The organism is Alsobacter sp. SYSU BS001988, from assembly GCF_054796215.1.
On record NZ_JBTAMK010000001.1, the window covers coordinates 72,560 to 97,542 of the forward strand.

Consider the following 24,983-nt stretch of genomic DNA (forward strand, 5'->3'; position numbering starts at 1 on the left):
TTGGCACCTGCAAGGGCGCACTTGGAGTTGGGCCCTGGAGGCGGCAAGCGAACTGATCTCGGGCAACGGACGCTGCTGGTTATGATACAAAATTACATTCTGTTTGAGTTTCCCACTGTAGACAACTCAAGTTAATAACTAATGGTCGAGCGTTGCAATGTTCATTGGGTACAGATATTTTTCAACCCCGTGAAATGTTGCTCATCTACCACCGACATCATGCGCAGAAGAGACTGCGCTGCATCTCTCGTCTCCTCTAAAGTCATGGTTGAGAAGGAGATCAGGTCGTCCAAATTGTCAGAGTGGGATTCGACTTGGGACAGCCGCTCTAAAGCAGACATCTTGATGCGGTCCAACTCTTCAAACTCGTTACAAAGTTTCTGGACTTTTCCTTTTAAGCCATCGGGACCGGGACACTTAAACGCCAGGAACACGTCGAGCACCCGCCGCAGCACGTGGGGAATCATGTATGAATAATCATAATATTCGTCTCCACTCTCATGGAATTTTAAGAGATGATGAAAAAGGAAATGATACTCTGAGTCATAGTCCCGAAGCAGTTTGGACAGCGGGACGATATGAGATACCCGCTTCTTGACATCCTGCGGCATTGAGACATCCAAAAAAAGAAAGGCCGCAGTGGGATCTTTGCACTTATTTCCTTTGATCTGGTCTTTCCACCCTTTGCGGAACTCGTTCATGCACTGCTGATTGTGGGTGAGCACAAATAGTTGCTTGGCATCAGACAAACTGCTGAGCACGAGGGCGCAGGCAAAATTGAGTGCTTTGCTGTCGAGGCTTGAAATCGGATCATCGATTACAATGATTAGGTTCTTCAGCTTGCGTCCATCTGACTTCAGAGTTGATAGAAAATAAGCGAGGGCGATGGCGGTCTTCTCGCCTTCGCTGGGCAGGCCATCCAAAATTTTGCCGTGCCTACGAAATTCGTAGCCTTCGTCGACGGGATGGACGGTGAGTTCCTCGTGACCGAGATAGGACGCTAAAAGCCTGTTGATGGCGTCGGCTGCGGGTTTATGGACACGAATGCTTTGACGCAGGCCATCTGCCGCTTTGGTCGCCTGCTCTATCTCAATCCTTAGAACTTCGACTAGCGCCGAGGCTTCCTCAAGGGTTGAAACGTGTTCGCCGAATCGCATTCTGCACACCGCGATATAGTGCTTGCGGATCGATTCTTCGGCCGCAATCCTGTAGGATTTGAAGTTGGCTGCGATGGCGTTATGTTGTTTGATAAGCGAATTGACCGCCTGTAGCGCTGCCGACAGCGCCTCCGCAGCGGTGTCGACCTCGTCATCCGTCGGAAGGCTAGATACATCTGCAACCGAAGCCGGTTTGGCCCGTTTTTCGGCTAGCGTGCGTCCGAGACGCGTAAGCTGATCTTTCGATATTTGGATCGCCGAGACCAACGAGGCGCGAACGATCTTGAAGCCGGCGGCCAAATCCGGCTGGAGCGCGTCTGAGGTCGGAAGTGTTCGCTCCAAAATTTCTAACTGGTTGACGTTCGCCTGCAACCGCTCAACCGTTTTATCAAGTTTCTCCACGAACTCATCAATCTGGTTATCTAGAGTTCTAGCAAGTGCAGCTCGCCTCTCAGCGCTGATTTTGCTGCCGCAATAAAGGCAATCCTGTAACGCATGGCCCTCGTGGTACTCGTGGCCGGCCTTGATCCACAAAAGCATGTCTGGATGTTTCTGGACCTCCGCCATAGACACACCGGAGAGTGTCTGGCCGCAGATATCTCGCACAAACCGAATAGCTTTAGGCAGTACAGCGACGTCGTAAGCGACATCTGCCAAAGGGTCGGCCGCTTTGTCGACTCTCAGCCCATCTCCTGCAGCAGTTAGCGCGGCGACGTCCAGTAACGGTGTTTCTGCCTCGGGCCACCGATCGTAGTCGGCTTGGAGATGATTGGCTTCATATCTGCGATTACCTAGATGGAGGCGCTCGGCCGTCAGCTTCGCTGTGTCACGCTTGTAGCCGCTAAACGCCTTCTCGGCGGCGCTCTCTTGTTTCTGCGCAGCAGTATATCTGGTTTGGAGACCGAAAATGTTCGTCTCCAGTTTCGCTAACGCAGCGGCGGCCTGGGCCTGATCGACTCCGATAAAGAAAATGGGTTTGGCCTTGCCAACCGTCCACTGGAGATTCTTCTCGATGAAATCGCCGTTGAATACCAAGACAGATTTTTCTAGTCCTGTTAGGTTTTCATCCGATGCGTAAACAGTTCCGTTGTCCATAATGAAGCTGAAGGAACTGCCGCGCGGGAGTTTAGGATCCATATTGCCGGCTTCAAGTGACGCAAACAGGCGCGACAACGTGCTCTTACCGGAGCCGTTAAAGCCATAAATCAGATTGTAGCGGCGGAATTCTAATGACGGCGACCTAGCCGTTCGGTTCGCCAGAATGCCCATGTCTCTTAAGGAACTAATATTGCTGATTATCGACACCACAAAAGTCCTGAAACGACCATCCATTGCAGCTTAGCAAGAGCAGACTTGCGAGACTAGACAACTATTCCGTTAGAGACGGAGTTTCTGGCCACTCATAATTGCACCAGCGCGGATGACGAACTCGCCCTCGATACCCTCACCACCCCCCTTCCCACCCCGCCCTCCCCGCGGCTAGGCTCCGCCGCAGGAGGACCCCCCATGCTCGACCACATCGGCTTTCCGGTTTCGAATTATCCCGAGGCGCTGGCCTTCTATAAACGCGTGCTCGGGACGCTGGGCTATGGGCTGGTGATGGAGGTCGACGCCGAGACGAGCGGGGGAGCCGCGCATGCGGGGTTCGGGCGCGACGGCAAGCCGCAATTCTGGATCACAGAGGGCACGCCCATCGTGGGGCGGCTGCATGTCGCCTTCGCGGCGGCCGATCCGACGGCCGTCGACGACTTCTACGCCGTCGCGATGGCGGCGGGCGCGACGGACAACGGCCCGCCCGGGTTGCGCCCGCATTACCACCCCAACTACTACGGCGCCTTCGTGTTCGACCTCGACGGGCACAATATCGAGGCCGTCTGCCACGACGCCGGGCGCTGAGGCCCGGCCCCGGTCACGCCCCCAGCGGCGCGGCGAGGCGCTCGGCCAGGAGGTCCCACGCGTCCGGGCCGGGCAGGCCCCAGCGCAGCCAGGTCGGCTTCTCGGCGAAGGGCCGCACCAGGATCCCGCGCCGGCCCAGCTCGGCGAAGACATCCGCCGCGCGCGGGCGCTCGGCCAGCCTGAACAGCGCCGTGCCGCCGACCACGCGAAGCCCGATCCGCTCCAGCAGCGCGTCGAGCCGCCGGCCGTCGCCGTCGAGCCGGCGGGCCGTCCCGGCCAGCCAGGCCGGATCGGAGAAGGCGCGCCGCCCGATCCGCACCGCCGGGCCGCTGACCGCCCAGGGGCCGAAGGCGGCGCGGACCCGGCCCGCCAGCGCCGGGGGCGCGATCACGAAGCCGAGCCTGAGGCCGGCCAGCCCGTAGGTCTTGCCGAAGGAGCGCAGCACGAGCGCGCCCGCCTCCGGAGCCGCCGGCGCGACGGTGGCGGCGGGGCCCATCAGGTCGGCGAAGGCCTCGTCGACGACCAGCGTCCCGCCGCGGGCGCGCATCGCGGCGGCCGTCTCCAGCAGCGCGGCGGGCGGGACATGCCGCCCGTCCGGGTTGTTGGGATTGACGACCACGACCACGTCGAAGTCCCGCGCCTGGGCGAGGTCCTCGATCGGCGCCGTCTCGGCCCCGGCGCGGGCAAAGCAGCGCGCGTGCTCGGCGTAGGCGAAGCCGAGCACGCCGACGCGCCGGGCCTGGAGCAGCCCGGGCAGCAGCTGGATCGCCGCCTGCGTGCCCGGCGCGGCGACCACCGCGTCGGCGGAGCGCGCCCCATAGGCGCGGGCGGCGTCGGCTTCCAGCGCGGCGATCTCGGCGGCTTCGGGCAGCCGGGTCCAGGCCGCCGCGTCGAGGTCGCCGACCGGGTAGGCCACCGGGTTGATCCCCGTCGACAGGTCGATCCAGGGCTGCGGCGCGCCGGGAAAGCGCGCGCGTGCGGCGGCGAGAGCGCCGCCGTGGTAGAACAGCGCGCCTTCGCCGCCGGCCTGGGCCTTCTCGCGTTCCGGTCCCGCCCCGCTGCCCATCGATGACATTCCCGTCCTGCCTGATCCTCAGCCTCGCGGCGCTCGCCCTCGAGGCGCTCGTCGGCTATCCGCCCGTGGTGTACCGCGCCATCGGGCATCCGGTCACCTGGATCGGAGCGCTGATCGCGCGGCTGGACCGGGGGCTGAACGAGGAGGCGGCCCCGCCGGCGCGCCGCCGCGCCGCGGGCGCGCTGGCGCTTCTCGCCGTCCTGGCCCTGTGCGGCGGCGCGGCGGCGGCGCTGCAGGCCGTGCTGGCGACGTCCTGGCTCGGCGTCATGGTCCTCATCGTGCTGGCGTCCAGCCTGCCGGCCCAGCGCAGCCTGGACGAGCACGTCCGCGCGGTGGCGGCCGCGCTCGAGACGGGCGGGCTCGCGGCGGGCCGCAAGGCGGTGTCGATGATCGTCGGCCGCAATCCCGAGGTCCTGGACGAGGCCGGCGTGTCGCGGGCGGCCATCGAGAGCCTGGCCGAGAACTTCGCCGACGGCGTCGTCGCGCCGGCCTTCTGGACGGCCGTCGCCGGCCTGCCGGGCGGCGTTGTCTACAAGGCGATCAACACGGCCGACAGCATGGTCGGGCACCGGACGCCGCGGCACGAGGCCTTCGGCTGGGCCTCGGCGCGGCTGGACGACCTCGTCAACCTGCCCGCCTCGCGCCTGTCGGCGCTGTGGCTGGTCCTGGCCGCGGCGTCCGCCCCGGGGGCGTCCGCCAGGGGCGCGCTCGCGGCCGTGCGGCGCGACGCGCGGCGCCACCGCTCGCCCAACGCCGGCTGGCCCGAGGCCGCCATGGCGGGCGCGCTCGGCCTGGCGCTGGCCGGCCCGCGCGTCTATGGCGACACGCTGGTGGACGACGCCACCATGGGCGACGGGCGCCGCGACGCGTCGGCCGCCGACATCCGGCGGGCGCTGGCGCTCTACCGGCGGGCCTGCGCCATCCAGTGGCTCGCGGCGGCCGGGCTGGCCGCGCTCCTCATCGGGCCAAAGTGAGGATGCGGTCGAGGTCGAGATGCGCCTCCAGATGCGCCGCGAGCGCGTCGAGCGTCGCCTCCACGTCCGCCTCATAGGCGTAGCCGGAGGCCTCCGCGCCCATCCAGCGCAGCCAGGCGGCGCGCTGGCGGTCGTCCCCGAAGAGGCCGTGCACGTAGCAGCCCCTGACGCGGCCGTCCGCCGAGGAGGCGCCGTCCGGCCGCCCGTCGGCGAAGCGCAGGACGGGCCGGGCGGCGTCCGGGCCGGAGGTGACGCCGATATGCATCTCGTAGCCGGCGAAGGGCGCGCCCTCCGCGACGCTCGCGCCGGCCACGGCCTCGAGTCGCTTCGCCGCGGTCAGCGTGGTCTCGACGTCGAGCAGGCCGAGGCCGTCCACCGCGCCGGCGGGGCCCTCCATGCCCTGCGGGTCGTCGATGCGCCGGCCCAGCATCTGGTAGCCGCCGCACAGGCCCAGAACCCGGCCGCCGCGCCGGACATGCGCCTTGAGGTCGATGTCCCACCCCTCCGCCCGCAGCGCCGCCAGGTCGGCGATGGTGGCCTTGGAGCCGGGCAGGATCACGACGTCCGTCTCCGCCGGGATCGGCTCGCCGCGCCCCAGCATCAGGAGGCGCAGGCCGGGCTCGTTCTTCAGCGGGTCGAGATCGTCGAAATTGGAGATGCGCGGCAGCGTCAGCACCGCCGCCGTGACGGGCGCGCCGGCGGGGCGGCGGCGCGTCTCCAGGGCGACGGCGTCCTCGGCCGGCAGCCGGTGGGCGTCGCGGAAATAGGGGATGAGACCCAGCGCCGGCCAGCCGGTGCGCTCCGCGATCACGCCCATGCCGTCGGCGAACAGGGTGGGGTCGCCGCGGAACTTGTTGACCATGAAGCCCGCCACCAGGGCGGCGTCGTCGGGGTCGAGCACCGCCCGGGTCCCGACGATCTGCGCGAACACGCCGCCCCGGTCGATGTCGCCGACCAGCGCCACCGGGACGCCGGCCGCGCGGGCGAAGCCCATATTGGCGATGTCGTTGGGGCGCAGATTGATCTCGGCGGCGCTGCCCGCGCCCTCCACCAGCACCAGGTCCGCCTCGGCGCGCAGCCTTGCGAAGCTGTCCAGCACGGCCTGCATCAGCCGCGGCTTCCAGGACTGGTACTCCCTCGCCCTGGCGTTGCCCATGATGCGGCCCTGGACGACGACCTGCGAGCCGATCTCGCTCTGCGGCTTCAGCAGCACCGGGTTCATGTGCACGGTCGGCGCCACCCCGCAGGCGCGCGCCTGCAGCGCCTGGGCGCGGCCGATCTCGCCGCCGTCGGCCGTCACGGCGGCGTTGTTGGACATGTTCTGCGGCTTGAAGGGCCGCACCGCCAGTCCGCGGAGGCGAAAGGCGCGGCAGAGGCCGGCGACGACGAGGGACTTGCCCACGTCGGAGCCCGTGCCCTGCAGCATCAGCGCCCGTGCGGCGGGCCGCGCCATCAGAATTCGATGCCCTGCTGGGCCTTCACGCCGGCCGCGAAATGGTGCTTCACCACCGTCATCTCGGTGACGAGATCGGCGGCCGCGATCAGCTCCGGCTTGGCGTTGCGCCCGGTGACGACGACGTGCAGGTCAGGCCGCCGGGCCGAGAGCGCGGCCACCACCTCGTCGAGCGGCAGATAGTCGTAGCGCAGCGCGATGTTGAGCTCGTCGAGCACGACGAGCCGGATCGCCGGGTCGGCCATGAGCTCCTGCGCCTTGCGCCACGCGGCCTCGGCGGCGGCGACGTCGCGGGCGCGGTCCTGCGTCTCCCAGGTGAAGCCCTCGCCCATCGTGTGCCAGCGCACGAGGTCCTGGAAGCGCTCGAGCGCATGGCGCTCGCCGGTGTCCCAGGCGCCCTTGATGAACTGCACCACGCCGATCGGCCAGCCATAGCCGAGCGCGCGCATCGCCAGCCCGAAGGCGGCCGTCGACTTGCCCTTGCCGGGGCCCGTGTTGACCATCAGGAGCCCCTTGGATTCGATGGTCTTGGAGGCCACCTCGGCGTCCTGCACGGCCTTGCGCTTGGCCATCTTCTCGCGATGGCGGCGCTCGGCGTCGGGTTCGGCCGGGGCGCTGTCGGGGGCGTCGGTCATGATCGGTCTCGCGGTCGGGCGGACATCAAGAGCATGGGCCGGGAGCGGCGCGCAAGACGGATGCGGGGTCGGGCGGCCGCTTCATTGACAGGCGTCGGCCCGCGCGCCTATCACTGGGGCCGTGAAGGTCCCTCGCATGAGGGTGAATAGGGAATGCGGTGAGGGTGGCTCCGGGCCAGCCGATTCCGCAGCTGCCCCCGCAACTGTCAGCGGGTAGCCGCGCGCCACAGGCCACTGGACCGGTTCACCGGTTTCGGGAAGGCGGCGCGAGGCGCCGATCCGCGAGCCAGGAGACCTGCCCTCACGACGACTGAGCTTCGGGCGGGGCGCCCCGGAGCGGTTCGACGGCCCATGGCCGCCTGGATCGGGGACGCGACGCGTGCCCGCATGCGCCCGACATGATGCGCCTCACGGCGCGGGAGATCCGGGACGCATGGCCGACACCACGATCCATATCTGCGTGACCTGCCGGGCCGCCGAGGACCCGCTCGAAGCCGAGCAGGGCCGCGCCGGAGCGCGCCTGCACAAGGCGGTCGCCGATCTCGCCGCCGCGCGCGGCGCGCCGGTGCGGGTGGTCGGGGTGGAATGCCTCAGCGTGTGCAAGCGCCCCTGCACGGTCGGCTTCGCCGCGCCCGGCAAGTGGACCTATGTGTATGGCGACTTCCCCGCCGAGACCGGCGCCGACACGATCCTGGCCGGCGCCCTGCTCTACGCCGAGGCGGGCGACGGCCTCATTCCCTGGAAGCAACGTCCCGACGCCCTGAAGAAGGGCGTCGTCGCCCGCACGCCGCCGCTCGCGTCGGCGTCATCCCCCGTTCCCCCGCTCGCCGAGGCCGCAGAATGACCGCGACGCCGCACACCGCCCTGCAGAAGGTCCCCGTCACCATCGTCACCGGCTTCCTGGGCGCCGGGAAGACGACGCTGATCCGCCATGTGCTGGAGAACGCAGGCGGGCGCCGGCTCGCTTTGGTGATCAACGAATTCGGCGACGTCGGCGTGGACGGCGACATCCTGCGCTCCTGCGGGGTGGAGAGCTGCCCCGAGGAGAACATCGTCGAGCTCGCCAACGGGTGCCTGTGCTGCACGGTGGCGGACGACTTCATCCCCGCCATCGAGGCGCTGCTCGCGCACGAGCGCCGCCCCGACCACATCATCGTCGAGACCTCCGGCCTCGCCTTGCCCAAGCCGCTGGTGAAAGCCTTCGACTGGCCGCCCATCCGCTCGCGGCTCACCGTGGACGGCGTCATCGCGGTGGTGGACGGCGCCGCCGTGGCGGCCGGCCGCTTCGCCGACGACCCGGCCAAGCTCCTGGCGCAGCGCGAGCAGGACGGCGCGGTGGACCACGACAACCCGCTGGAGGAGGTCTACGAGGACCAGCTCCTCTGCGCCGACCTCGTGGTGCTGAACAAGGCCGACCTGCTCGACGCCGACGATCTCGCCCGCGTGACGGCCGAGATCGGCGCGGCGACGCCCCGCGCGGTCAAGATCGTGCCGACCCGCGAGGGCCGCATCGAGGCCGACCTGCTGCTGGGCGTCGGCGCCGCCGCCGAGGACGACCTCGCCCAGCGCCCCTCGCATCACGACGACGAGGAGGGGCACGACCACGACGACTTCGACAGCTTCGTGGTCGAGATGCCGGCGGTGTCCGATCCCGCCGCGCTGGTCAGCCGCCTCGCCCGCATCGCCGAGGACTACGACGTCCTGCGCATCAAGGGCTTCCTGGAGGTGTCCGGCAAGCCGATGCGGCTTCTGGTGCAGGGCGTCGGATCGCGCTTCCGCCACCAGTTCGACCGGCCATGGGCGCCCGGAGAGGCGCGACGCGGGCGGCTCGTGGTGATCGGCGAGAAGGGCGTCGACCGCGCCGGCCTCGAGGCCGCCCTGGCCGATCCCGTCGCGGCCTGAACGGAGCCGGCATGCACCTGCTGCGCACGGAGACGCGGACGCTCGACGCGGCGGAAGCTGCGGTCGACCTTGCGCAGTCACCGGCGGACCTGGTGTTCCTGTCCTTCACGGACAGCGACCTGAACGCGCTGTCGCAGGCCTGGGAGGACGGCGCCGGCCGCTATCCCGACCTGCGCGTCGCCGGGCTCGCGCAGCTGAAGCACCCCTATTCGGTCGACCTCTACGTCGCCAACGTCGCCTGTCGGGCGCGGCTGGTGCTGGTGCGGCTGCTCGGCGGCCTCGACTATTGGCGCTACGGCGTCGAGGAGCTCTCGGCCGCCGCCCGGCGGGAGGGCTTCGACCTCGCGATCGTGCCGGGCGACTACCGGCAGGACGAGCGGCTCGACGCCGCCTCGACCCTGCCCGCCGAAGACCTGCGGCGTCTCTGGGGGTGGTTCCACGAGGGCGGCCCCGACAATCTGGCGCAGTGCCTGGCCTTCCTGTCCACCCGCATCGGCCGTCCCCTGGGGTGGCGCGAGCCGGCCGCCGTCCCCGCCATGGGGGTCAGCGCCGACCTCAGCCGGGCCGGCGCGGCGGCGGACGCGCCGCGGGCGCTCGTCACCTTCTACCGGTCCGTCCTGATGGCGGCCGATACGGCGCCCATCGCGGCGCTGGCCGACGCCCTCGCCGAGCGCGGCTTCGCGGTGACCAGCGCCTTCGCGTCGAGCCTCAAGGACCCTGCCGCCGCGGCGGGGCTTTCGCGGCTGATCGCCCGCGAGAAGCCGGACGTCATCCTCAACGCCACCGCCTTCTCGGGCCGGGCCGACGCCGGGCCGGGCGTGCTCGACGAGGCCGACGCGCCCGTGTTCCAGGTCATGCTGTCGGGCTCGCGCCTGGAGGCCTGGCGCGAGACGAGCCGCGGGCTGAGCGCCGCCGACCTCGCCATGAACGTCGTGCTGCCCGAGCTCGACGGGCGCATCATCGCCGGGGCGATCTCGTTCAAGGCCGAGGCGCCCCGGCGCGAGCGGTTGGAGTTCGCCAGCCTCCTGCACCGGCCGGAGCCGTCGCGCGTCGCCGCCGTGGCGGACCTCGCCGCCGCCTGGGCGAGGCTGCGCCGCACGCCCGCGGCGGAGCGCCGCGTCGCCTGCGTGCTGTCCGACTATCCGCACAAGGGCGGCCGGACCGGCTATGCGGTGGGGCTGGACACGCCGGCCAGCGTCAGCGCCATCGCCGAGGCGCTGCGGGGAGCCGGCTACGCGGTGGGCGAGGCCATCGACGGCGCGCTCCTGATGGACAGGCTGACGGCCGGCGGGCCGACGGACTCCTCCGGCTGGGAGCGCATGTCCGTCGCCGACTACGCGGCCCATTTCGCCGCCCTGCCGCAAGCCCTGCGGGACGCGATCACGGCGGCCTGGGGCGATCCCGCCGACGACCCGGCGGTGGCGGACGGCGCGTTCCGGTTCAGGGTGGCGCGCTCGGGCGCCCTCCTGGTGGCGCTGCAGCCGCCGCGCGGACGGCCGCAGGACCGCAAGGCGGACCACCACGACGCCAACCTGCCGCCGCGGCACCTCTATGTGGCCTTCTACGCCTGGCTGAGGACCGTGGCGGACGTCCACGCCATGATCCATTGCGGCGCGCATGGCACGCTGGAATGGCTGCCCGGCAAGGCCGTCGCGCTGTCGCGCGACTGCGCGCCCGAGGCGGTGCTGGGCCCCATGCCGGTCGTCTATCCGTTCATCGTCAACAACCCGGGCGAGGCCGCGCAAGCGAAGCGCCGGATCGCGGCCGTCACGGTGGGCCACCTCACGCCGCCCCTGGCGGAGGCCGGCCAGCACGGCGCCGCGGCGGAGCTGGAGGCGCTGTTCGACGAATATTCCGACGCCCAGGGCCTCGACGCCCGCCGCGCGCGGCTGATCGCAGCCGCGATCCTGGAGCGCGCCGTCGAGACGGGCCTCGCCGCCGAGGCGGGAGTCTCCGATCCGGCCGATCCCGAGGACGGCCTGCAGAAGCTCGACGCCTGGCTGTGCGACCTGAAGGAGGCGCGGATCGGCGACGGCCTGCACGTGTTCGGGCGCTCGCCCGAGACGGGCCCGGCCGGCGCGCTGGCCTCCGGCCCGGCCGAGACGGCGGCGCTCCTGAAGGCTCTGGACGGCCGCTTCGTCGAGCCCGGCCCCGCCGGCGCTCCCTCGCGCGGGCGCGCCGACGTGCTGCCGACCGGGCGCAACCTGTTCAGCGTGGACCCCCGCTCCATCCCCACCCGCACGGCCTGGGAGATCGGCAAGCGCACCGCGCAGGAGATCGTCACCCGCTACGCCCAGGACCATGGCGACTGGCCCAAACGGATCGTGCTCGATCTGTGGGGCAGCGCCACGATGCGCACCGGCGGCGACGAGATCGCGCAGGCGCTGGCGCTTCTCGGCGTGCGGCCGGTCTGGGACCACGCCTCCTCGCGGGTGTCGGGCTTCGAGATCCTGCCGCCGGCGGTCTTCGGCCGACCCCGGGTGGACGTCACCCTGCGCATCTCCGGCCTGTTCCGCGACGTCTTCCCCGGCCAGATCGCCCTCTTCGACGACGCCGTCCGGGCCGTCGCCGAGCTGGACGAGGACGACGACGAGAACCCGCTGGCCGCCGCCCGGCGCGCCTCGACGGCCGAACCGCTGCGCATCTTCGGGACCGCGCCGGGAGCCTACGGGGTCGGGCTCGGGCGCGTCCTGGCCGAAGGCGCCTGGGAGAGCCGCGACGACCTCGGCGCCGCCTATCTGGCGGCGAGCTCGCACGCCTATGGCCGCCAATCCGACGGGTCCGCGGCGCCCGCCGCCTTCGGCGAGCGCGTGGCCAGCGCCGACGCCTTCGTGCATGTTCAGGACATGGCCGAGCAGGACGTGCTCGATTCCGACGCCTTCGCCGAACATGAGGGCGGCTTCGCCGCCGCGGCGGCCAGCCTCGGCTCCACGCCGGCGCTCTACCACGCCGACACGGCCGCGCCGGACCGCACGCGGGTGCGCACGCTGGCCCAGGAGGTCGCCCGGACCCTGCGGGCGCGGGCCACGAACCCGCGCTGGCTCGAAGGCCAGATGCGCCATGGCTGGCGCGGCGCCTCCGAGATCGCAGAGACGGTCGACAATCTCTTCGCCCATGCGGCGCTGGCGGAGGTCGTCGAGAGCCGGCAGTTCGACATGATGTTCGACGCGGCCTGCGGGGACGAGCGCGTCCGCGCCTTCCTGCTGTCGGCCAATCCGGCCGCCGCGCGCGCCATCGCGCAGCGGTTCGACGAAGCGCAGCGGCGCGGGTTCTGGCGCCCGAGGCGCAACTCCACGGCCAGGATCCTGGCCGAGATGCGCGCGGACGGGGGCGCGCCGTGACGGCCGCCTCGCTGCGCAAAGGCTGGTGCCCGGGCGCCCACCGCCCCATGCTGACCGGCGACGGCCTGCTGGTGCGGCTTCGCCTCACCGGCGGCGTGGTCCCAGCCCCACTGGCGCGGGCCGTCGCGGACTGCGCGCGGCGCTTCGGAAACGGCGCGCTGGATCTCAGCGGCAGGGCCAACCTGCAGCTGCGCGGGGTCTCCGACGCCAGTTTCGGCCCCCTGACGGAGCGGCTCGAGGCCCTCGGCGTGCTGGACCAGGATAGGGACGGCGAGGCGGTGCGCAACGTCGTCTCCAGCCCGCTCGCCGGGCTCGACCCATCGGCCCTGCTCGACGTCCGGCCTGTCGTGGAGGCGCTGGAGCGCCGCCTCGCCGGCGACGCGCCGCTGCACGCGCTGCCGGCCAAGTTCGGTTTCCTGGTCGACGACGGCGGGCGTTTCGGCCCCGGCGACGTCGCGGCGGACGTGCGCTTCGAGGCGCGGCCTGGGCCGAACGGCCCGGTCTTCGCGGTCGGCCTCGGCGGCGACCGGCGGGACGCCGTCCTGCTGGGCGCCTGCGCCCCCGACGCCGCGCCCGACGCGGCGGCGGCGCTGGCCCGGACCTTCATCGCCTTGCGCCGGACCGGCGCCGACGCGCCGCGCCGCATGGCGGCCATGCTGGCCGCGACGGGGGCGGAGCCGTTCCGGGCCGCCGCGCAGTTCATTGAAACGGCCGACGCGCCCGTCCCCGAACGTCGGCCGGCGCAGCCCTTGGGCTATACGGACCTCGGCGGCGGCCTGGGCGCGATCGGGTTCGGCGCGCCCTTCGGCCGCTGGGCCGCCGACGACCTCGACAGCCTCGCCGGCATGGCCGAGCGCTACGGCCCGGGCGAGCTGCGCCTCACGCCCTGGCGCGCCATCATGGTCCCGGTCCGCGTGGAACGGCTCGAGGCCGAGCCGGGCGGCGCGCAGCCGGCCGTGGCGCAGCTGCTTCGATCCTCTACATTCATCGCCGACCCCTCCGACCCACGGCTCGCGGCGGCCGCCTGCCCGGGCGCGCCCGACTGCGCCAGCGCCACCACGGCGACCCGCGAGGACGCCGCCCTGCTGGCGCAAGCCGCGCGCGGGCTGGCCCCGTCCGGCGTCACCCTGCATGTGTCGGGTTGTCCGAAAGGCTGCGCCCGTCCGCATGCGACGGACGTGGCGCTCGTCGGCCGGAACGGTCTATACGACCTCATCCGCCATGGCCGGGCCGACGCAAACCCGGTCCGCCGGGGGCTGACCGCCCGAGAGGCGCGGGACCTGATCGAGCAGATGGGACGCAGCGTTGAGTGACCGCACCGACTACATCCGCGAGGGCGCGGAGATCTACCGGCGCTCTTTCGCGATCATCCGGTCGGAAGCCGACCTGGCGCGCTTCACCCCCGAGGAGGAGGTCGTGGCCGTGCGGATCATCCACGCCTGCGGGATGGTGGAGACGGCCGCCGACATCGTGTTCACCCCCGGCGCCGTGGCGGCGGGACGCGCCGCGCTGCGGGCCGGCGCGCCGATCCTGTGCGACGCCCGCATGGTGGCCAACGGGGTCACGCGCGCCCGGCTGCCGGCCGACAACGAGGTGATCTGCACGCTCGACCATCCGGAGACGCCGGCTTTGGCCGCCCGCTTGGGCACGACCCGTTCGGCCGCCGCCATGGAGTTCTGGCGCGACCGCATGGGCGGCGCGGTGATCGCCATCGGCAATGCGCCCACCTCTCTGTTCCGGCTGCTCGAGATGCTGGACGAGGGAGCGCCCCGGCCGGCCGCCGTGATCGGCATGCCGGTCGGCTTCGTGGGCGCGGCGGAATCCAAGGACGCGCTCCTCGCCGACGGCCGGGCGCCGTCGCTGGTGGTGCGCGGGCGCAAGGGCGGCAGCGCCATGGCGGCGGCGGCCGTCAACGCGCTCGCGAGCGAGCGGGAGTGAGCATGGAGCCGCACCCCTCCCCCTCCGCGGGCGTGCTGCACGGCGTCGGGCTCGGCCCGGGCGACCCGGAGCTCCTCACCGTCAAGGCCGTCAAGGCCGTGCAGTCGAGCCCCGTCGTGGCCTATTTCTGCAAGAAGGGCCGGCGCGGCAACGCCCGCACCATCGTGGAAAGCTGGCTGAAGCCGGGCAGCGAGGAGCTGCGGCTCGTCTATCCGATGACCGTGGAGGCGCCCTTCGACTCTCCCGAGTATGTCGCCAGCCTGTCGGGCTTCTACGCCGAAGCGTCGGAGGCCATCGCGGCCCACCTGGCCGCCGGGCGCGACGTGGCGCTGCTGTGCGAGGGCGACCCTCTCTTCTACGGCTCGTTCATGCACATCTACATGCGCCTGCGGGACCGGTTTCGGGTCTCGATCTGCCCGGGCGTGACCGGCATGTCGGGCTGCTGGACCGCGGCGGGCGCTCCGATCACCTGGGGAGACGACGTGCTCACCGTCCTGCCGGGCACGCTGAGCCGCGACGCGCTCGTGGCGCGGCTCGCCCGCACCGACGCCGCCGTGGTGATGAAGATCGGCCAGAACTTCGCCAAGGTCCGCGACGCCATCGCGGAGGCCGGCCTGTTGGCGCGCGCCATCTATGTGGAGCGCGGCACCATGGCGGAGCAGAAGATCCTGCCGCTCGCCGAGAAGCTCGACGACGAGGCGCCGTATTTCTCGATGATCCTCGTTCCCGGCGAGGGACGGCGGCCATGAGCGCCGGACCGGGCCGCCTCGTGGTGGCGGGCCTCGGCCCCGCCGGGCCGGACTGGCTGACGCCGGAGGCCTCCCAGGCGCTCGCCGAAGCGACCGACGTCGTCGGCTACGGCCCCTATGTGGACCGCGTCCCCGAGCGGCCGGGCCTCTTGCGCCACGCCAGCGACAACCGCGTCGAGGTGGACCGCGCCCGCCACGCGCTGACGCTCGCCTCCGAGGGCCGGAGCGTCGCCGTGGTGTCGGGCGGCGACCCGGGCGTGTTCGCCATGGCGTCGGCCGTTTTCGAGGCGGTCGAGGCCGGTCCGCCGGAGTGGCGCGGCCTCGACATCCGGGTGCTGCCGGGCGTCAGCGCCATGCAGGCCGCGGCCGCCCGGCTCGGCGCGCCGCTGGGGCACGACTTCTGCGCCATCTCGCTGTCCGACAACCTGAAGCCCTGGTCCGTCATCGCGCGCCGGCTCACGGCGGCGGCGCAGGGCGACTTCGTGATCGCGCTCTACAACCCCGCCTCGAAAGCCCGTCCGGGGCGGATCCATGAGGCCTTCGCGCTGCTGCGGGCCCACAAGGACGGCGCCGCGCCGGTCGCCTTCGCGCGGGCGGTGGGGCGCCCGGACGAGCGCATCGTCCTCGCCACCCTGGCGCAGGCCGACCCGGCTCTGGCCGACATGAGCACCCTCGTGCTCGTCGGCTCTAGCGAGACGCGGCTGCTGGAGAGGCCGGGGGCGGACCGGCCCTGGCTCTACACCCCGCGCAGCTATGGAGCCGGGCGGTGAGCCTCCAGCCAGGCCATCACGGCCTCGACGTCGTGCAGCCGCGGGACATCCGGGGCGGGCGGGCGGGCCACCATCACGACCGGGATGCCGAGCCGGCGCGCCGCCTCCAGCTTGGCGGAGGTCGCGCCGCCGCCGCTGTTCTTGGTGACGACCATGTCGACCCCCGTCCGGCGCATCAGCTCCTCCTCGTCGGCGACGCCGAAGGGGCCGCGCGCCAGCACGAGCTCGCGCCGGGGCAGCCGCTCGAGCCCGTCCGGCGGGTCGATGCTGCGCACCACATAGCGGTGCTGGGGGGCCGCCGCGAAGGCCGGCAGGGACAGGCGTCCCACTGTCAGGAACACGGTGCGGGGCTCGGGCCCGAGCGCCTCGACGGCCTGTTCCATGTCCGGGACCTCGATCCAGCGGTCGCCCTCGCCGGGCGTCCAGGCCGGGCGGGTGAGGACGACCAGCGGCGTCCCGGTCTCGGCGCAGGCCAGGGCGGCGTGGCGGGACATCTGCGCCGCGAAAGGGTGGGTCGCGTCCACCACGGCGTCGAAACCGTCCCGGCGCAGGACATCGGCGAGGCCCGCGGGGCCCCCGAACCCGCCGACGCGCGTCCGCAGCGGGGCCGCCGCCGGCGCGCTGGTGCGCCCGGCCAGCGAGAGGACGGCGTCGATGTCGGGCCGGCCGGCGAGGCGGCGCGCCAGCGCGCTCGCTTCCGTCGTTCCGCCCAGGACCATGACGCGCATCGGTTGATCCACTCCCGGAGGCCGGCGTGACGCCGGCCCCGCACGCCGCGCCGCAGCGCTGGCTGTCGATCGTCGGCATCGGCGAGGACGGCCTCGACGGCCTCTCTCCTGCCGCACGCCGGCTGATCGAGCAAGCGGAACTCGTGGTCGGCGGAGAGCGGCACCTCGCCTTCGTCGAGGGGGTCGGTCCCGGCCGGCGCATGGCGTGGCCGTCGCCGCTGACCGACGCCGTTCCGCGCATCCTGGAACAGCGCGGCCGGCCGGTCTGCGTCCTGGCCAGCGGCGACCCGTTCTTCTACGGCGTCGGGGCCACCCTGGCGCCCCATGTGGCGGCCGAAGAGGTGATCTGCCTCCCGGCGCCGTCGGCCTTCAGCCTGGCGGCGGCCCGGCTCGGCTGGGCCCTGCAGGACTGCGCGCTGGTGTCGCTGCACGGTCGCGCCTTCGAGCGGGTCGCCCCGCATCTGCAGCCCGGGGCGCGCATCCTGGCGCTGTCGTGGGACGGCTCGACCCCGGCCCGCCTCGCCGCGCATCTCAGCGCGCGCGGCATGGGGCGCTCGCGCCTCACCGTCTGCGAGGCCATGGGCGGCCCCCGCGAGCGGCTCACCACGATGGCGGCGCAGGACTACGCGCTCCAGGAGGTCGATCCGCTCAATCTCGTCGCGGTCGAGATCGCGGCGGACCGCGACGCCGCGGTCCTGAGCCTCGCGGCCGGGCTGCCGGACGCCCTGTTCGAGACGGACGGGCAGATCACCAAGCGCGAGATCCGGGCCATGACGCTGTCGGCCCTGGCGCCGCGACGGGGCCAGCTCCTCTGGGACGTGGGCGCCGGCTCGGGCTCGGTCGCGGTGGAGTGGATGCTGCGCCATCCCGCCAACCGCGCCGTCGCCGTCGAGGCCCGGCCGGACAGGGCCGCCCGCATCGCCCGCAACGCGCTGGCGCTCGGCGTGCCCGACCTTTCGATCCGCGAAGGCCGCGCGCCGGCGGCGCTCGACGGCCTTCCCCCGCCCGACGCCGTGTTCGTCGGCGGCGGCGCGACCGATCCCGCGGTGCTCGACGCCGCCTGGGCGGTCCTGCCGGACGGCGGGCGGTTCGTGGTCAATGCGGTGACGCTGGAGACGCAGGCCGAGCTCATCGCCCGGCATCGGCGCTTCGGCGGCGACCTGGTCTCCGTCCAGATCGCCCGGGCCGACGCCGTGGGGCCGTTTCATGGCTGGCGGCCGGCCATGCCGGTCGTCCAGTGGGCGGTCAGCAAGGGAGCCGGGCGGCCATGAGCGCCGGCCCGGCGCTGGCCATCGGGGTGGGATGCCGCAAGGGCTGCGCGGCGGAGGCCGTCGCGGCGCTGGTGCGGCGGGTCCTGGCCCTGCACGCCGGGGCGGCGGAGGGGACGGCCGCGCTGTTCACCATCGTGGACAAGCAGGCCGAGCCCGGCATCGCGGCCGCCGCCGTGGCCTTGGGGCTGCCGCTCGTCTATCTGCCGCGGGCGGCGCTGGAAGAGGCCGCGCCCGCCGCGCTGACGCGCTCGGAGCGGGTGGTCGCCCTGTTCGGCGTGCCGTCCGTCGCCGAGACGGCGGCGCTGGCCGGGGCCGGGCCGGGATCCCGGCTGCTGGCGCCGCGCGTCAGCCAGGACGGCGCGACCTGCGCCATCGCGGTTTCGCAAAAGGGAGAGCCGTCATGACCGTGCATTTCATCGGCGCCGGCCCGGGCGCGCCGGACCTCATCACGGTGCGCGGGCGCGACCTCGTCGCCCGGTGCCCGGTCTGCCTCTACGCCGGCTCGCTGGTGCCGCGCGAGATCCTGGCGCATTGCCCGCCGGGAGCCCGCATCGTCGACACGGCGCCGCTCTCGCTGGAGGCGATCGCCGCGGAATATGAGCGCGCCGAGGCGGCGGGCCAGGACGTGGCGCGCCTCCACTCCGGCGACCTCTCCGTCTGGAGCGCCATGGGCGAGCAGCTGCGGCTTTTGCGCGAGCGCGGGATCGCCTACACGATCACGCCGGGCGTGCCCTCCTTCGCGGCCGCCGCGGCGGCGCTGGGGCGGGAGCTGACGCTGCCCGAAGTGGCCCAGTCGGTGGTGCTGACCCGCACCTCCGGGCGCGCCTCGTCGATGCCGGAGGGCGAGACGCTGTCGGCCTTCGCCCAGACCGGCGCGACCCTGGCGATCCACCTCTCCGTGCACGCGCTCGACCGCGTCGTGGCGGAGCTGACGCCGCATTACGGGCCGGACTGCCCCGTCGCGATCGTGTACCGGGCGTCCTGGCCGGACGAGCGGATCCTGCGCGGGACGCTGGGCGACATCGCCGCGGAGGCGGCCCGCTCGCCGATGGAGCGCACGGCCGTGATCCTGGTCGGCCGGGCGCTGGGCAGCGAGGATTTCCGCAACAGCGCCCTCTATGACGCCGACTATGCGCGCCGCTTCCGCACGCCTGGCTGGCGCGGGACGGGCGACGCCTAGAGCATGTTGCGAAAAGGTGGAAACCGGCTTTTCGCGCCAAGGCATGCGAGTGCCAGGACACGAGAGCATGTTGTGTTTCCGTCGAAACACAGCATGCTCTAGACCCGCCTGAACGGCGTGCGGGCCACGAGCGCGCCCTGGCGGTCGAAGACCACGACCTCGAGCTCCGCATCCGCGCCGGCCAGCGCCTTGGCGGCGGTGCGCCACGCCGCCTCGGCCACCACGGCGGGCAGGTCCACCTGCGCGTCCCGGGCGCGCTGAAGCACCTCGTTGGCCGCGTTGGCGGTCTCGGCGGCGCGGGCCAGGTCCTCGCCCCCGCCCGCGTCGCGGATGCGGTCCGCCAGCCAGCCGAGATCGACCTCGCCGCGTCTGGAATGCAGGTCCAGGAGCCCCTGGCCGAGCTTCGTCATCTTGGCGAAGCCGCCCGCGACCGTGACGCGCCGCACGGGGTGGCGGCGGATATATTTCAGCATGCCGCCGACGAAGTCGCCCATGTCGATCAGGGCGGCGTCCTCCAGCCCGTGCAGGCGCTGGACGGCGGCCTCCGAGGTCGAGCCGGTCGCGCCCGCCACATGGTCCAGCCCCACCGCCCGGGCCACGTCCACGCCACGGTGAATGGTGTGGATCCAGGCCGCGCAGGAATAGGGCGTGACGATGCCGGTGGTGCCCAGGATGGAGAGCCCGCCCACGATGCCGAGCCGGCCGTTCAGCGTGCGCTGCGCCAGCGCCTCGCCGCCCGGGATGGAGATCTCGACCACGACGTCGCCGGGCGCGCCAAGCAGGGCGGACGCCTCGGCCACCGCCAGGCGCATCATCTCGCGCGGGACCGGGTTGATGGCCGGCTCGCCGGGCGGGATCGGCAGGCCCGGGCGGGTGACCATGCCGACGCCAGGTCCGGCTCTGAAGGTCACGCCGGAGCCCGGCGGCCCGCGGCGCACCGTCGCGACCACCAGGGCGCCATGGGTGACGTCCGGGTCGTCGCCGGCGTCCTTGACGACGCCGGCCGTCGCGGCCTCGCCGGAAAGCCCGGTCGCAGCCAGCGCGAAAGCGGGCCTTGAGCCGTTCGGCAGGGCGATGGCGACGGGATCGGGGAACCGGCCGGTGACGAGGGCCTCGAAGGCGGCGCGGGTCGCGGCCGTCGCGCAGGCGCCCGTGGTCCAGCCCCGGCGCAGCTGGGGATGGGGTCGCTCGGGGTCGCTCGGGGGCTGGCTCATGCCCGGACGCTCATCGCCGAAAGCTCATGGGTGCGGTCCTAGCGCGATGCGGTCGGGGCGCAAAGCTCTTCTCGCAAGAGCCTTGATGGCGCTGCGCGTTTCGCGCAGGGATACGGCATGACTGCGCATCCCACGCCCGGCCTCGTGATCGTCGCCCCCCGCTCGTCGAGCGGCAAGACCACCGTGACCCTCGGCCTGCTGCGGGCCTTCGCGCGGCGGGGCCTGCGCGTCACCGGCGCGAAATGCGGGCCGGACTACATCGACCCGGCCTTCCACGCCGTCGCGACCGGCCGCCCGAGCCTCAACCTGGACGCCTGGTCGATGCCGCCGGCGCTGCTGTCGGGCCTCGCCGCGCGCGTGACGGCCGACGCCGACCTGGCGCTTTGCGAGGGCCTCATGGGGTTGTTCGACGGCGTTCCGGCGGCGCCGGGCCGCTCGGGATCGTCCGCCGACGTCGCCGCCGCGCTGGGCTGGCCGATGCTGCTCGTCCTCGACGTGAGCGGCCAGTCGCAGTCCGCCGCCGCGATCGTGAAGGGCTGCGCGACCTATGACGCGCGGGTCCGGCTCGCCGGGGTGGTCGTCAACAAGGCCGGCAGCGCCCGCCACATCAGGCTGGTGCGCGACGCCGTGGAGGCGCTGGGCGTCCCGGTCTTCGGCGCCCTGCCCCGCTCGGAGGCGGTCAGCCTGCCGGAGCGCCATCTCGGGCTCGTGCAGGCGAGCGAAACGAGCGGGCTCGACGCCCGCCTCGACGCGATGGCGGACCTGGTCGAAGCCCATCTGGATCTCGACGCCATCCGGGGCTCCGCCCGGCCTTCCTCCCTCGGGGCGGACGGATCGGACGGACTGGCCCTGCGCCCGCCCGGACAAAGGATCGCCCTGGCGCGCGACGACGCCTTCTCGTTCATGTATCCGCATCTGCTGCAGGGCTGGCGGACGGCCGGGGCCGAGATCGTACCCTTCGCGCCGCTCGCGGACGAGCCGCCCGCCTCCGACTGCGACGTTTGCTGGCTCCCCGGCGGCTACCCGGAGCTGCATGCGGGACGCCTGTCCGCCAACCGTCGGTTCCTGGACGGCCTGCGGGCCTTCGCCGAGACCCGGCCGGTGCATGGGGAGTGCGGCGGCTACATGGCGCTGGGCCGGACCCTGACCGACGCCGCCGGCGTGGAGCACCCGATGGCCGGGCTCCTGGGCGTGCGCACGAGCTTCGCCCGACGCAAGATGAATCTCGGCTATCGCGACGCGGCGCTCGCCGCCGACGGACCGCTGGGCCGGGCCGGCGCGCGCCTGCGCGGGCACGAGTTCCATTACGCCAGCGTCACGGATCCGGGGGAGGACGGGCCGTTCGCGACGGTGACGGACGCCTACGGGTCCGCTCCCGCCCCGTCCGGCGGCCGGCGGGGGCTCGTGACGGGCTCCTTCTTCCACGTCATCGCGCGCGCCGACTGACGCGCGCCCCTCTTTCGAAGAAAAGCGGCCCACGCCCATGCGCACCGACATCATCGACCTTCCGCCCGACGTCCCCGGCTCCCGCCGCAGCCTGACGGCGCTGCGCTTCGGGGCGCCCGGCGCCCGGCCGCTCGCCTATGTGCAGGCGGCGCTGCACGCCGACGAGATTCCCGGCATGATGGCGGCCCACCATCTGCGGGCCGAGCTGGAGCGGCTGGAGGCCGACGGCCAGATCGTCGGCGAGATCCTGCTCGTGCCGGTGGCCAACCCCATCGGGCTCGGCCAGCGCGTGCTCGGCGGCAAGATCGGCCGCTTCGACCTCTCCGACGGCCTGAACTTCAACCGCGGCTTCCCGGCGCTCGGCCCCGCGGCGGCCAAGCGGGTCGAGGGGCGGCTGACCGACGACGCGTCACGCAACGTCGCGATCATCCGCGACGCGCTGCTCGACGCTCTGTCGGCCGAGCCGGCCGAGACGCCGGCCCAGCATCTCAAGCACGCGCTGCTGCGGCTGGCGCTGCCGGCCGACATCGTGCTCGACCTGCATTGCGACAGCGAGGCCGCGCTGCACCTCTACACCCTCACCCCGCTGGCCGGGATCGGCGAGGAGCTCAGCGCGGAGCTCGGCTGCCGGGCGCTGCTGCTCGCCGACGTGTCGGGCGACGACCCGTTCGACGAGGCCGTGACCCGGCCCTGGGTGGACGTGGCGGCGGCCGCGGGCGGCCGTCCTGCGCCGCTGGCCTGCTTCTCCTGCACAGTGGAGTTGCGCGGGACGTCCGACGTCAGCGACGCGTTCGGGCGCAGCGACGCCGCCGCTCTGGTGCGTTTTCTGCGCCGCCGCGGCGTGATCGCGGGCGAGCCGGGCCCCCTTCCCCCCGCGCTCTGCGCCGCGACGGAACTCGCCGCGTCCGATCCCCTCACCGCGCCGGTGGCGGGCGTGGTGTCCTATCTGCGGGCGCCGGGCGACATGGTCGCGGCGGGCGAGGCCGTGGCCGAGCTCATCGATCCTCTGACCGGCGCGGTCACGCCCGTCGCGAGCCCGCAGCCGGGCGTGCTCTTCGCCCGTTCGGCGGCCCGCTTCGCGACGCCGGGCCAACGCCTCGGCAAGGTCGCCGGGACGGTCCCGACCCGCCACGGCAAGCTCCTCAGCCCCTGACCGCGCCGGGCCGCTAGACGGCGACCTGCGAGCCCACCTCGATGGTGCGCCCCGTCGGGATGCGGAAATGGTCGCTCATGTCGCTGGCGTTGCGGGCGAGACGGATGAACAGCTTGTCCTGCCAGGCCGGCATCAGCGACCGGGCCGCCGGGCGCAGCGCCCGGCGGGAGATGAAGAAGGACGTGCTCATCACGTCGAAGGTCAGGCCCAGCGCCCGGCAGGCGAGGAGAGCCTTCGGCACGTTCGGGGTCTCCATGAAGCCGAAGCGCAGCGTAACGCGCGAGAAGCTGGCGGACACGGGCTCCAGCGTCGCCCGCCGCTCCCGGACGACGCGCGGCGTGTCCTCGGTGATCACGTGGAGGATCAGGTTCCTCTCGTGCAACACCTTGTTGTGCTTAAGGTTGTGGAGCAGCGCCGCCGGAGCGTTGTCGGGGTTGCCGGTGAGGAACACGGCCGTGCCTTTCACGCGCTCCGGCGACCGCTTCTCGAGCGCGGCGATGAACTGCGTCAGCGGAACCTCCTCGCGCCGCGCCTTCTCGCCGAGGATGGACGCGCCGCGGCGCCAGGTCAGCATTACGACCATCAGCGCGGCGCCGACCGCCACCGGCATCCAGCCGCCTTCGACCAGCTTCAACGCGTTGGCGAAGAGGAACACCGCGTCGATGGCCAGGAAGGGCGCGATCAGGAGGGCGGACGCGGCCGGCGACCAGCCCCACACGCGCCAGAGCACGAAGAAGGCCATCACGGCCGTCACCACCATGGTCCCGGTCACCGCGATCCCGTAGGCCGAGGCCAGGGCGCTGGACGACTTGAAGGCGTAGACGAGGAACACCACGGCCAGCAGCAGCATCCAGTTGATGCGCGGGATATAGATCTGTCCCTTCTCGGTCTCGGAGGTGCGGCGGATGTCCATGCGCGGCAGCAGCCCGAGTTGGATCGCCTGCTGGGTGAGCGAGAACGCGCCGGTGATCACCGCCTGGCTGGCGATGATGGTCGCCATCGTGGCGAGGACCACCATCGGGATCAGCGCCCAGGCCGGATAGAGCAGGTAGAACGGGTTCTCCAGCGCCTCGGGCCGGTCCAGCAGCAGGGCGCCCTGGCCGAGATAGTTGAGCGCCAGCGACGGCAGCACGATGAAGAGCCATGCGGTCTGGATCGGCTTGCGGCCGAAATGGCCCATGTCGGCGTAGAGCGCCTCCGCGCCGGTGACGGCCAGGAAGACCGCTCCGAGCGCGAAGAGCCCCGCCGCGCCGTGCTGCGCCAGAAAGGCCAGGCCATGCATGGGGCTGATCGCGGCCAGGATCGCCGGCGAGCGCAGAAGATGGACCGCGCCGCCGACCGCCATCGCGGCGAACCAGACGGCCGTGATCGGCCCGAACACGAAGGCGACCGCCGCCGTGCCGCGGCTCTGGACGGCGAAGAGCAACACCAGGATCCCGAGGCTCAGCGGGATCACGTAAGGCTCGAAGGCCGGCGTCGCGAGGTTCAGGCCCTCGACGGCCGACAGCACCGAGATCGCCGGCGTGATCATGGCGTCGCCGTAGAAGAGCGCCGCCGCCGTCATGCCGAGGATCGGGATCAGCCGGGCCTGATGTCCCATGGCGCGCTGCACCAGCGCCATCAGGGTCAGGGCGCCGCCCTCCCCTTCATTGTCCATGCGCAGGATCAGCAGGACGTATTTCAGCGTCACCACGACGATCAGCGCCCACAGCACGAGCGAAACCACGCCGTAGATCATCTCCGACGTCAGCACGCCGCCGCCGGCCGCGGCGACGAGGCTTTCCTTCAGGGCGTAGAGCGGGCTGGTGCCGATGTCGCCATAGACGACGCCGATGCTGCCCAGCATCATGGTCCAGAAGCCGGCCCGGGCGGGGCCGTGAGGTTGGGAGTGGACGACGGGCGGCCGCTCGGTCGACGGCGCCTCTGCGACGATGCTCATGGAGGTGAACCCTGCCGCGCGGATCAACCCGCGCACCTCGGCATCTAGGCGTCATCCCGGGCGCTCGCAGCCATGGAGCGGGTTTTCAGGTCCTTTCACATATGACTTTCCTATACGTTCCGGGACCGGCGCCCCTCATGTCCCCGACGGCGCGGACCAGAC

The 24,983-nt window shown here is 72.0% G+C and carries 21 protein-coding genes and 1 riboswitch; of the genes, 14 read left to right on the plus strand and 7 right to left on the minus strand.

Translation table 11 applies throughout. The features are described from left to right. Positions 1–161: 161 nt before the first annotated feature. A complete protein-coding gene (locus ACYVO7_RS00380) occupies positions 162–2,426 on the minus strand; it encodes an AAA family ATPase (protein ID WP_460447878.1) in 2,265 nt (754 codons plus the stop codon). A 237-nt stretch (positions 2,427–2,663) separates the two neighbouring features. Between ACYVO7_RS00380 and ACYVO7_RS00385 the strand changes: the two genes are divergently transcribed. Further along, a complete protein-coding gene (locus ACYVO7_RS00385; protein WP_460447879.1) occupies positions 2,664–3,053 on the plus strand; it encodes a VOC family protein in 390 nt (129 codons plus the stop codon). 13 nt (positions 3,054–3,066) lie between these two features. Here ACYVO7_RS00385 and cobD read toward each other — a convergent pair whose 3' ends face one another. Continuing rightward, positions 3,067–4,119, minus strand: a complete 1,053-nt coding sequence (gene cobD, locus ACYVO7_RS00390) for a threonine-phosphate decarboxylase CobD (protein ID WP_460447880.1) — start codon at positions 4,117–4,119, stop codon at positions 3,067–3,069. 2 nt (positions 4,120–4,121) lie between these two features. Here cobD and cbiB point away from each other — a divergent pair, with 2 nt between their 5' ends. Continuing rightward, complete coding sequence (gene cbiB / locus ACYVO7_RS00395) at positions 4,122–5,102, plus strand: adenosylcobinamide-phosphate synthase CbiB (protein ID WP_460447881.1); 981 nt, start codon at positions 4,122–4,124, stop codon at positions 5,100–5,102. Here cbiB and ACYVO7_RS00400 read toward each other — a convergent pair. Together ACYVO7_RS00400 and cobO are read right to left on the minus strand one after the other, a co-directional pair. Then, the gene (locus ACYVO7_RS00400) at positions 5,086–6,528 is read right to left on the minus strand and encodes a cobyric acid synthase (protein WP_460448526.1); all 1,443 of its coding nucleotides are present in this window, start codon (positions 6,526–6,528) and stop codon (positions 5,086–5,088) included. The genes cbiB and ACYVO7_RS00400 overlap by 17 nt on opposite strands. 26 nt (positions 6,529–6,554) lie before the next feature. Continuing rightward, the gene (gene cobO / locus ACYVO7_RS00405) at positions 6,555–7,190 is read right to left on the minus strand and encodes a cob(I)yrinic acid a,c-diamide adenosyltransferase (protein ID WP_460447882.1); all 636 of its coding nucleotides are present in this window, start codon (positions 7,188–7,190) and stop codon (positions 6,555–6,557) included. 108 nt (positions 7,191–7,298) lie between these two features. Further along, positions 7,299–7,507, plus strand: a riboswitch (cobalamin riboswitch). A gap of 116 nt (positions 7,508–7,623) precedes the next feature. Here cobO and ACYVO7_RS00410 point away from each other — a divergent pair. From ACYVO7_RS00410 to cobJ, 7 genes are read left to right on the plus strand one after another with little or no spacing between them, the layout of a single operon-like run. After that, entirely contained in the window at positions 7,624–8,034 is a 411-nt protein-coding gene (locus ACYVO7_RS00410) for a DUF1636 family protein (protein WP_460447883.1), read from the plus strand. Then, positions 8,031–9,092, plus strand: coding sequence for a cobalamin biosynthesis protein CobW (gene cobW / locus ACYVO7_RS00415; protein WP_460447884.1), 1,062 nt, complete (start codon positions 8,031–8,033; stop codon positions 9,090–9,092). Before ACYVO7_RS00410 ends, cobW begins: the two co-directional genes overlap by 4 nt. An 11-nt stretch (positions 9,093–9,103) precedes the next feature. Continuing rightward, positions 9,104–12,433, plus strand: coding sequence for a cobaltochelatase subunit CobN (gene cobN / locus ACYVO7_RS00420; RefSeq protein ID WP_460447885.1), 3,330 nt, complete (start codon positions 9,104–9,106; stop codon positions 12,431–12,433). Continuing rightward, the gene (gene cobG, locus ACYVO7_RS00425; protein WP_460447886.1) at positions 12,430–13,746 is read left to right on the plus strand and encodes a precorrin-3B synthase; all 1,317 of its coding nucleotides are present in this window, start codon (positions 12,430–12,432) and stop codon (positions 13,744–13,746) included. Before cobN ends, cobG begins: the two co-directional genes overlap by 4 nt. Further along, on the plus strand, positions 13,739–14,371 hold the full coding sequence (locus ACYVO7_RS00430; protein ID WP_460447887.1) for a precorrin-8X methylmutase: 633 nt from the start codon (positions 13,739–13,741) through the stop codon (positions 14,369–14,371). The genes cobG and ACYVO7_RS00430 overlap by 8 nt, the downstream gene beginning before the upstream one ends. 2 nt (positions 14,372–14,373) lie before the next feature. Then, positions 14,374–15,120, plus strand: a complete 747-nt coding sequence (locus ACYVO7_RS00435) for a precorrin-2 C(20)-methyltransferase (protein ID WP_460447888.1) — start codon at positions 14,374–14,376, stop codon at positions 15,118–15,120. After that, complete coding sequence (cobJ, locus tag ACYVO7_RS00440) at positions 15,117–15,890, plus strand: precorrin-3B C(17)-methyltransferase (RefSeq protein WP_460447889.1); 774 nt, start codon at positions 15,117–15,119, stop codon at positions 15,888–15,890. Before ACYVO7_RS00435 ends, cobJ begins: the two co-directional genes overlap by 4 nt. Here the strand turns inward: cobJ and ACYVO7_RS00445 are convergent. Next, positions 15,872–16,618, minus strand: a complete 747-nt coding sequence (locus ACYVO7_RS00445; RefSeq protein ID WP_460447890.1) for a cobalt-precorrin-6A reductase — start codon at positions 16,616–16,618, stop codon at positions 15,872–15,874. The genes cobJ and ACYVO7_RS00445 overlap by 19 nt on opposite strands. A gap of 26 nt (positions 16,619–16,644) precedes the next feature. Between ACYVO7_RS00445 and cbiE the strand changes: the two genes are divergently transcribed. From cbiE to cobM, 3 genes are read left to right on the plus strand one after another with little or no spacing between them, the layout of a single operon-like run. Beyond that, positions 16,645–17,889 (plus strand): precorrin-6y C5,15-methyltransferase (decarboxylating) subunit CbiE, encoded by a 1,245-nt coding sequence (gene cbiE, locus ACYVO7_RS00450; protein WP_460447891.1) that lies wholly within the window; start codon positions 16,645–16,647, stop codon positions 17,887–17,889. Further along, positions 17,886–18,293 (plus strand): cobalamin biosynthesis protein, encoded by a 408-nt coding sequence (locus ACYVO7_RS00455; protein WP_460447892.1) that lies wholly within the window; start codon positions 17,886–17,888, stop codon positions 18,291–18,293. Before cbiE ends, ACYVO7_RS00455 begins: the two co-directional genes overlap by 4 nt. Then, on the plus strand, positions 18,290–19,069 hold the full coding sequence (cobM, locus tag ACYVO7_RS00460; protein WP_460447893.1) for a precorrin-4 C(11)-methyltransferase: 780 nt from the start codon (positions 18,290–18,292) through the stop codon (positions 19,067–19,069). Before ACYVO7_RS00455 ends, cobM begins: the two co-directional genes overlap by 4 nt. Positions 19,070–19,167: 98 nt before the next feature. Here the strand turns inward: cobM and ACYVO7_RS00465 are convergent, their stop codons facing one another. Beyond that, on the minus strand, positions 19,168–20,283 hold the full coding sequence (locus ACYVO7_RS00465) for a cobalt-precorrin-5B (C(1))-methyltransferase (protein WP_460447894.1): 1,116 nt from the start codon (positions 20,281–20,283) through the stop codon (positions 19,168–19,170). A gap of 117 nt (positions 20,284–20,400) precedes the next feature. Between ACYVO7_RS00465 and ACYVO7_RS00470 the strand changes: the two genes are divergently transcribed. Both ACYVO7_RS00470 and ACYVO7_RS00475 read left to right on the plus strand, forming a co-directional pair. Continuing rightward, the gene (locus ACYVO7_RS00470; protein ID WP_460447895.1) at positions 20,401–21,729 is read left to right on the plus strand and encodes a cobyrinate a,c-diamide synthase; all 1,329 of its coding nucleotides are present in this window, start codon (positions 20,401–20,403) and stop codon (positions 21,727–21,729) included. A gap of 37 nt (positions 21,730–21,766) precedes the next feature. Further along, the gene (locus ACYVO7_RS00475; protein WP_460447896.1) at positions 21,767–22,882 is read left to right on the plus strand and encodes a succinylglutamate desuccinylase/aspartoacylase family protein; all 1,116 of its coding nucleotides are present in this window, start codon (positions 21,767–21,769) and stop codon (positions 22,880–22,882) included. A gap of 13 nt (positions 22,883–22,895) precedes the next feature. Here ACYVO7_RS00475 and ACYVO7_RS00480 read toward each other — a convergent pair whose 3' ends face one another. Then, entirely contained in the window at positions 22,896–24,821 is a 1,926-nt protein-coding gene (locus ACYVO7_RS00480) for a potassium transporter Kup (protein ID WP_460447897.1), read from the minus strand. Positions 24,822–24,983: the final 162 nt, after the last annotated feature.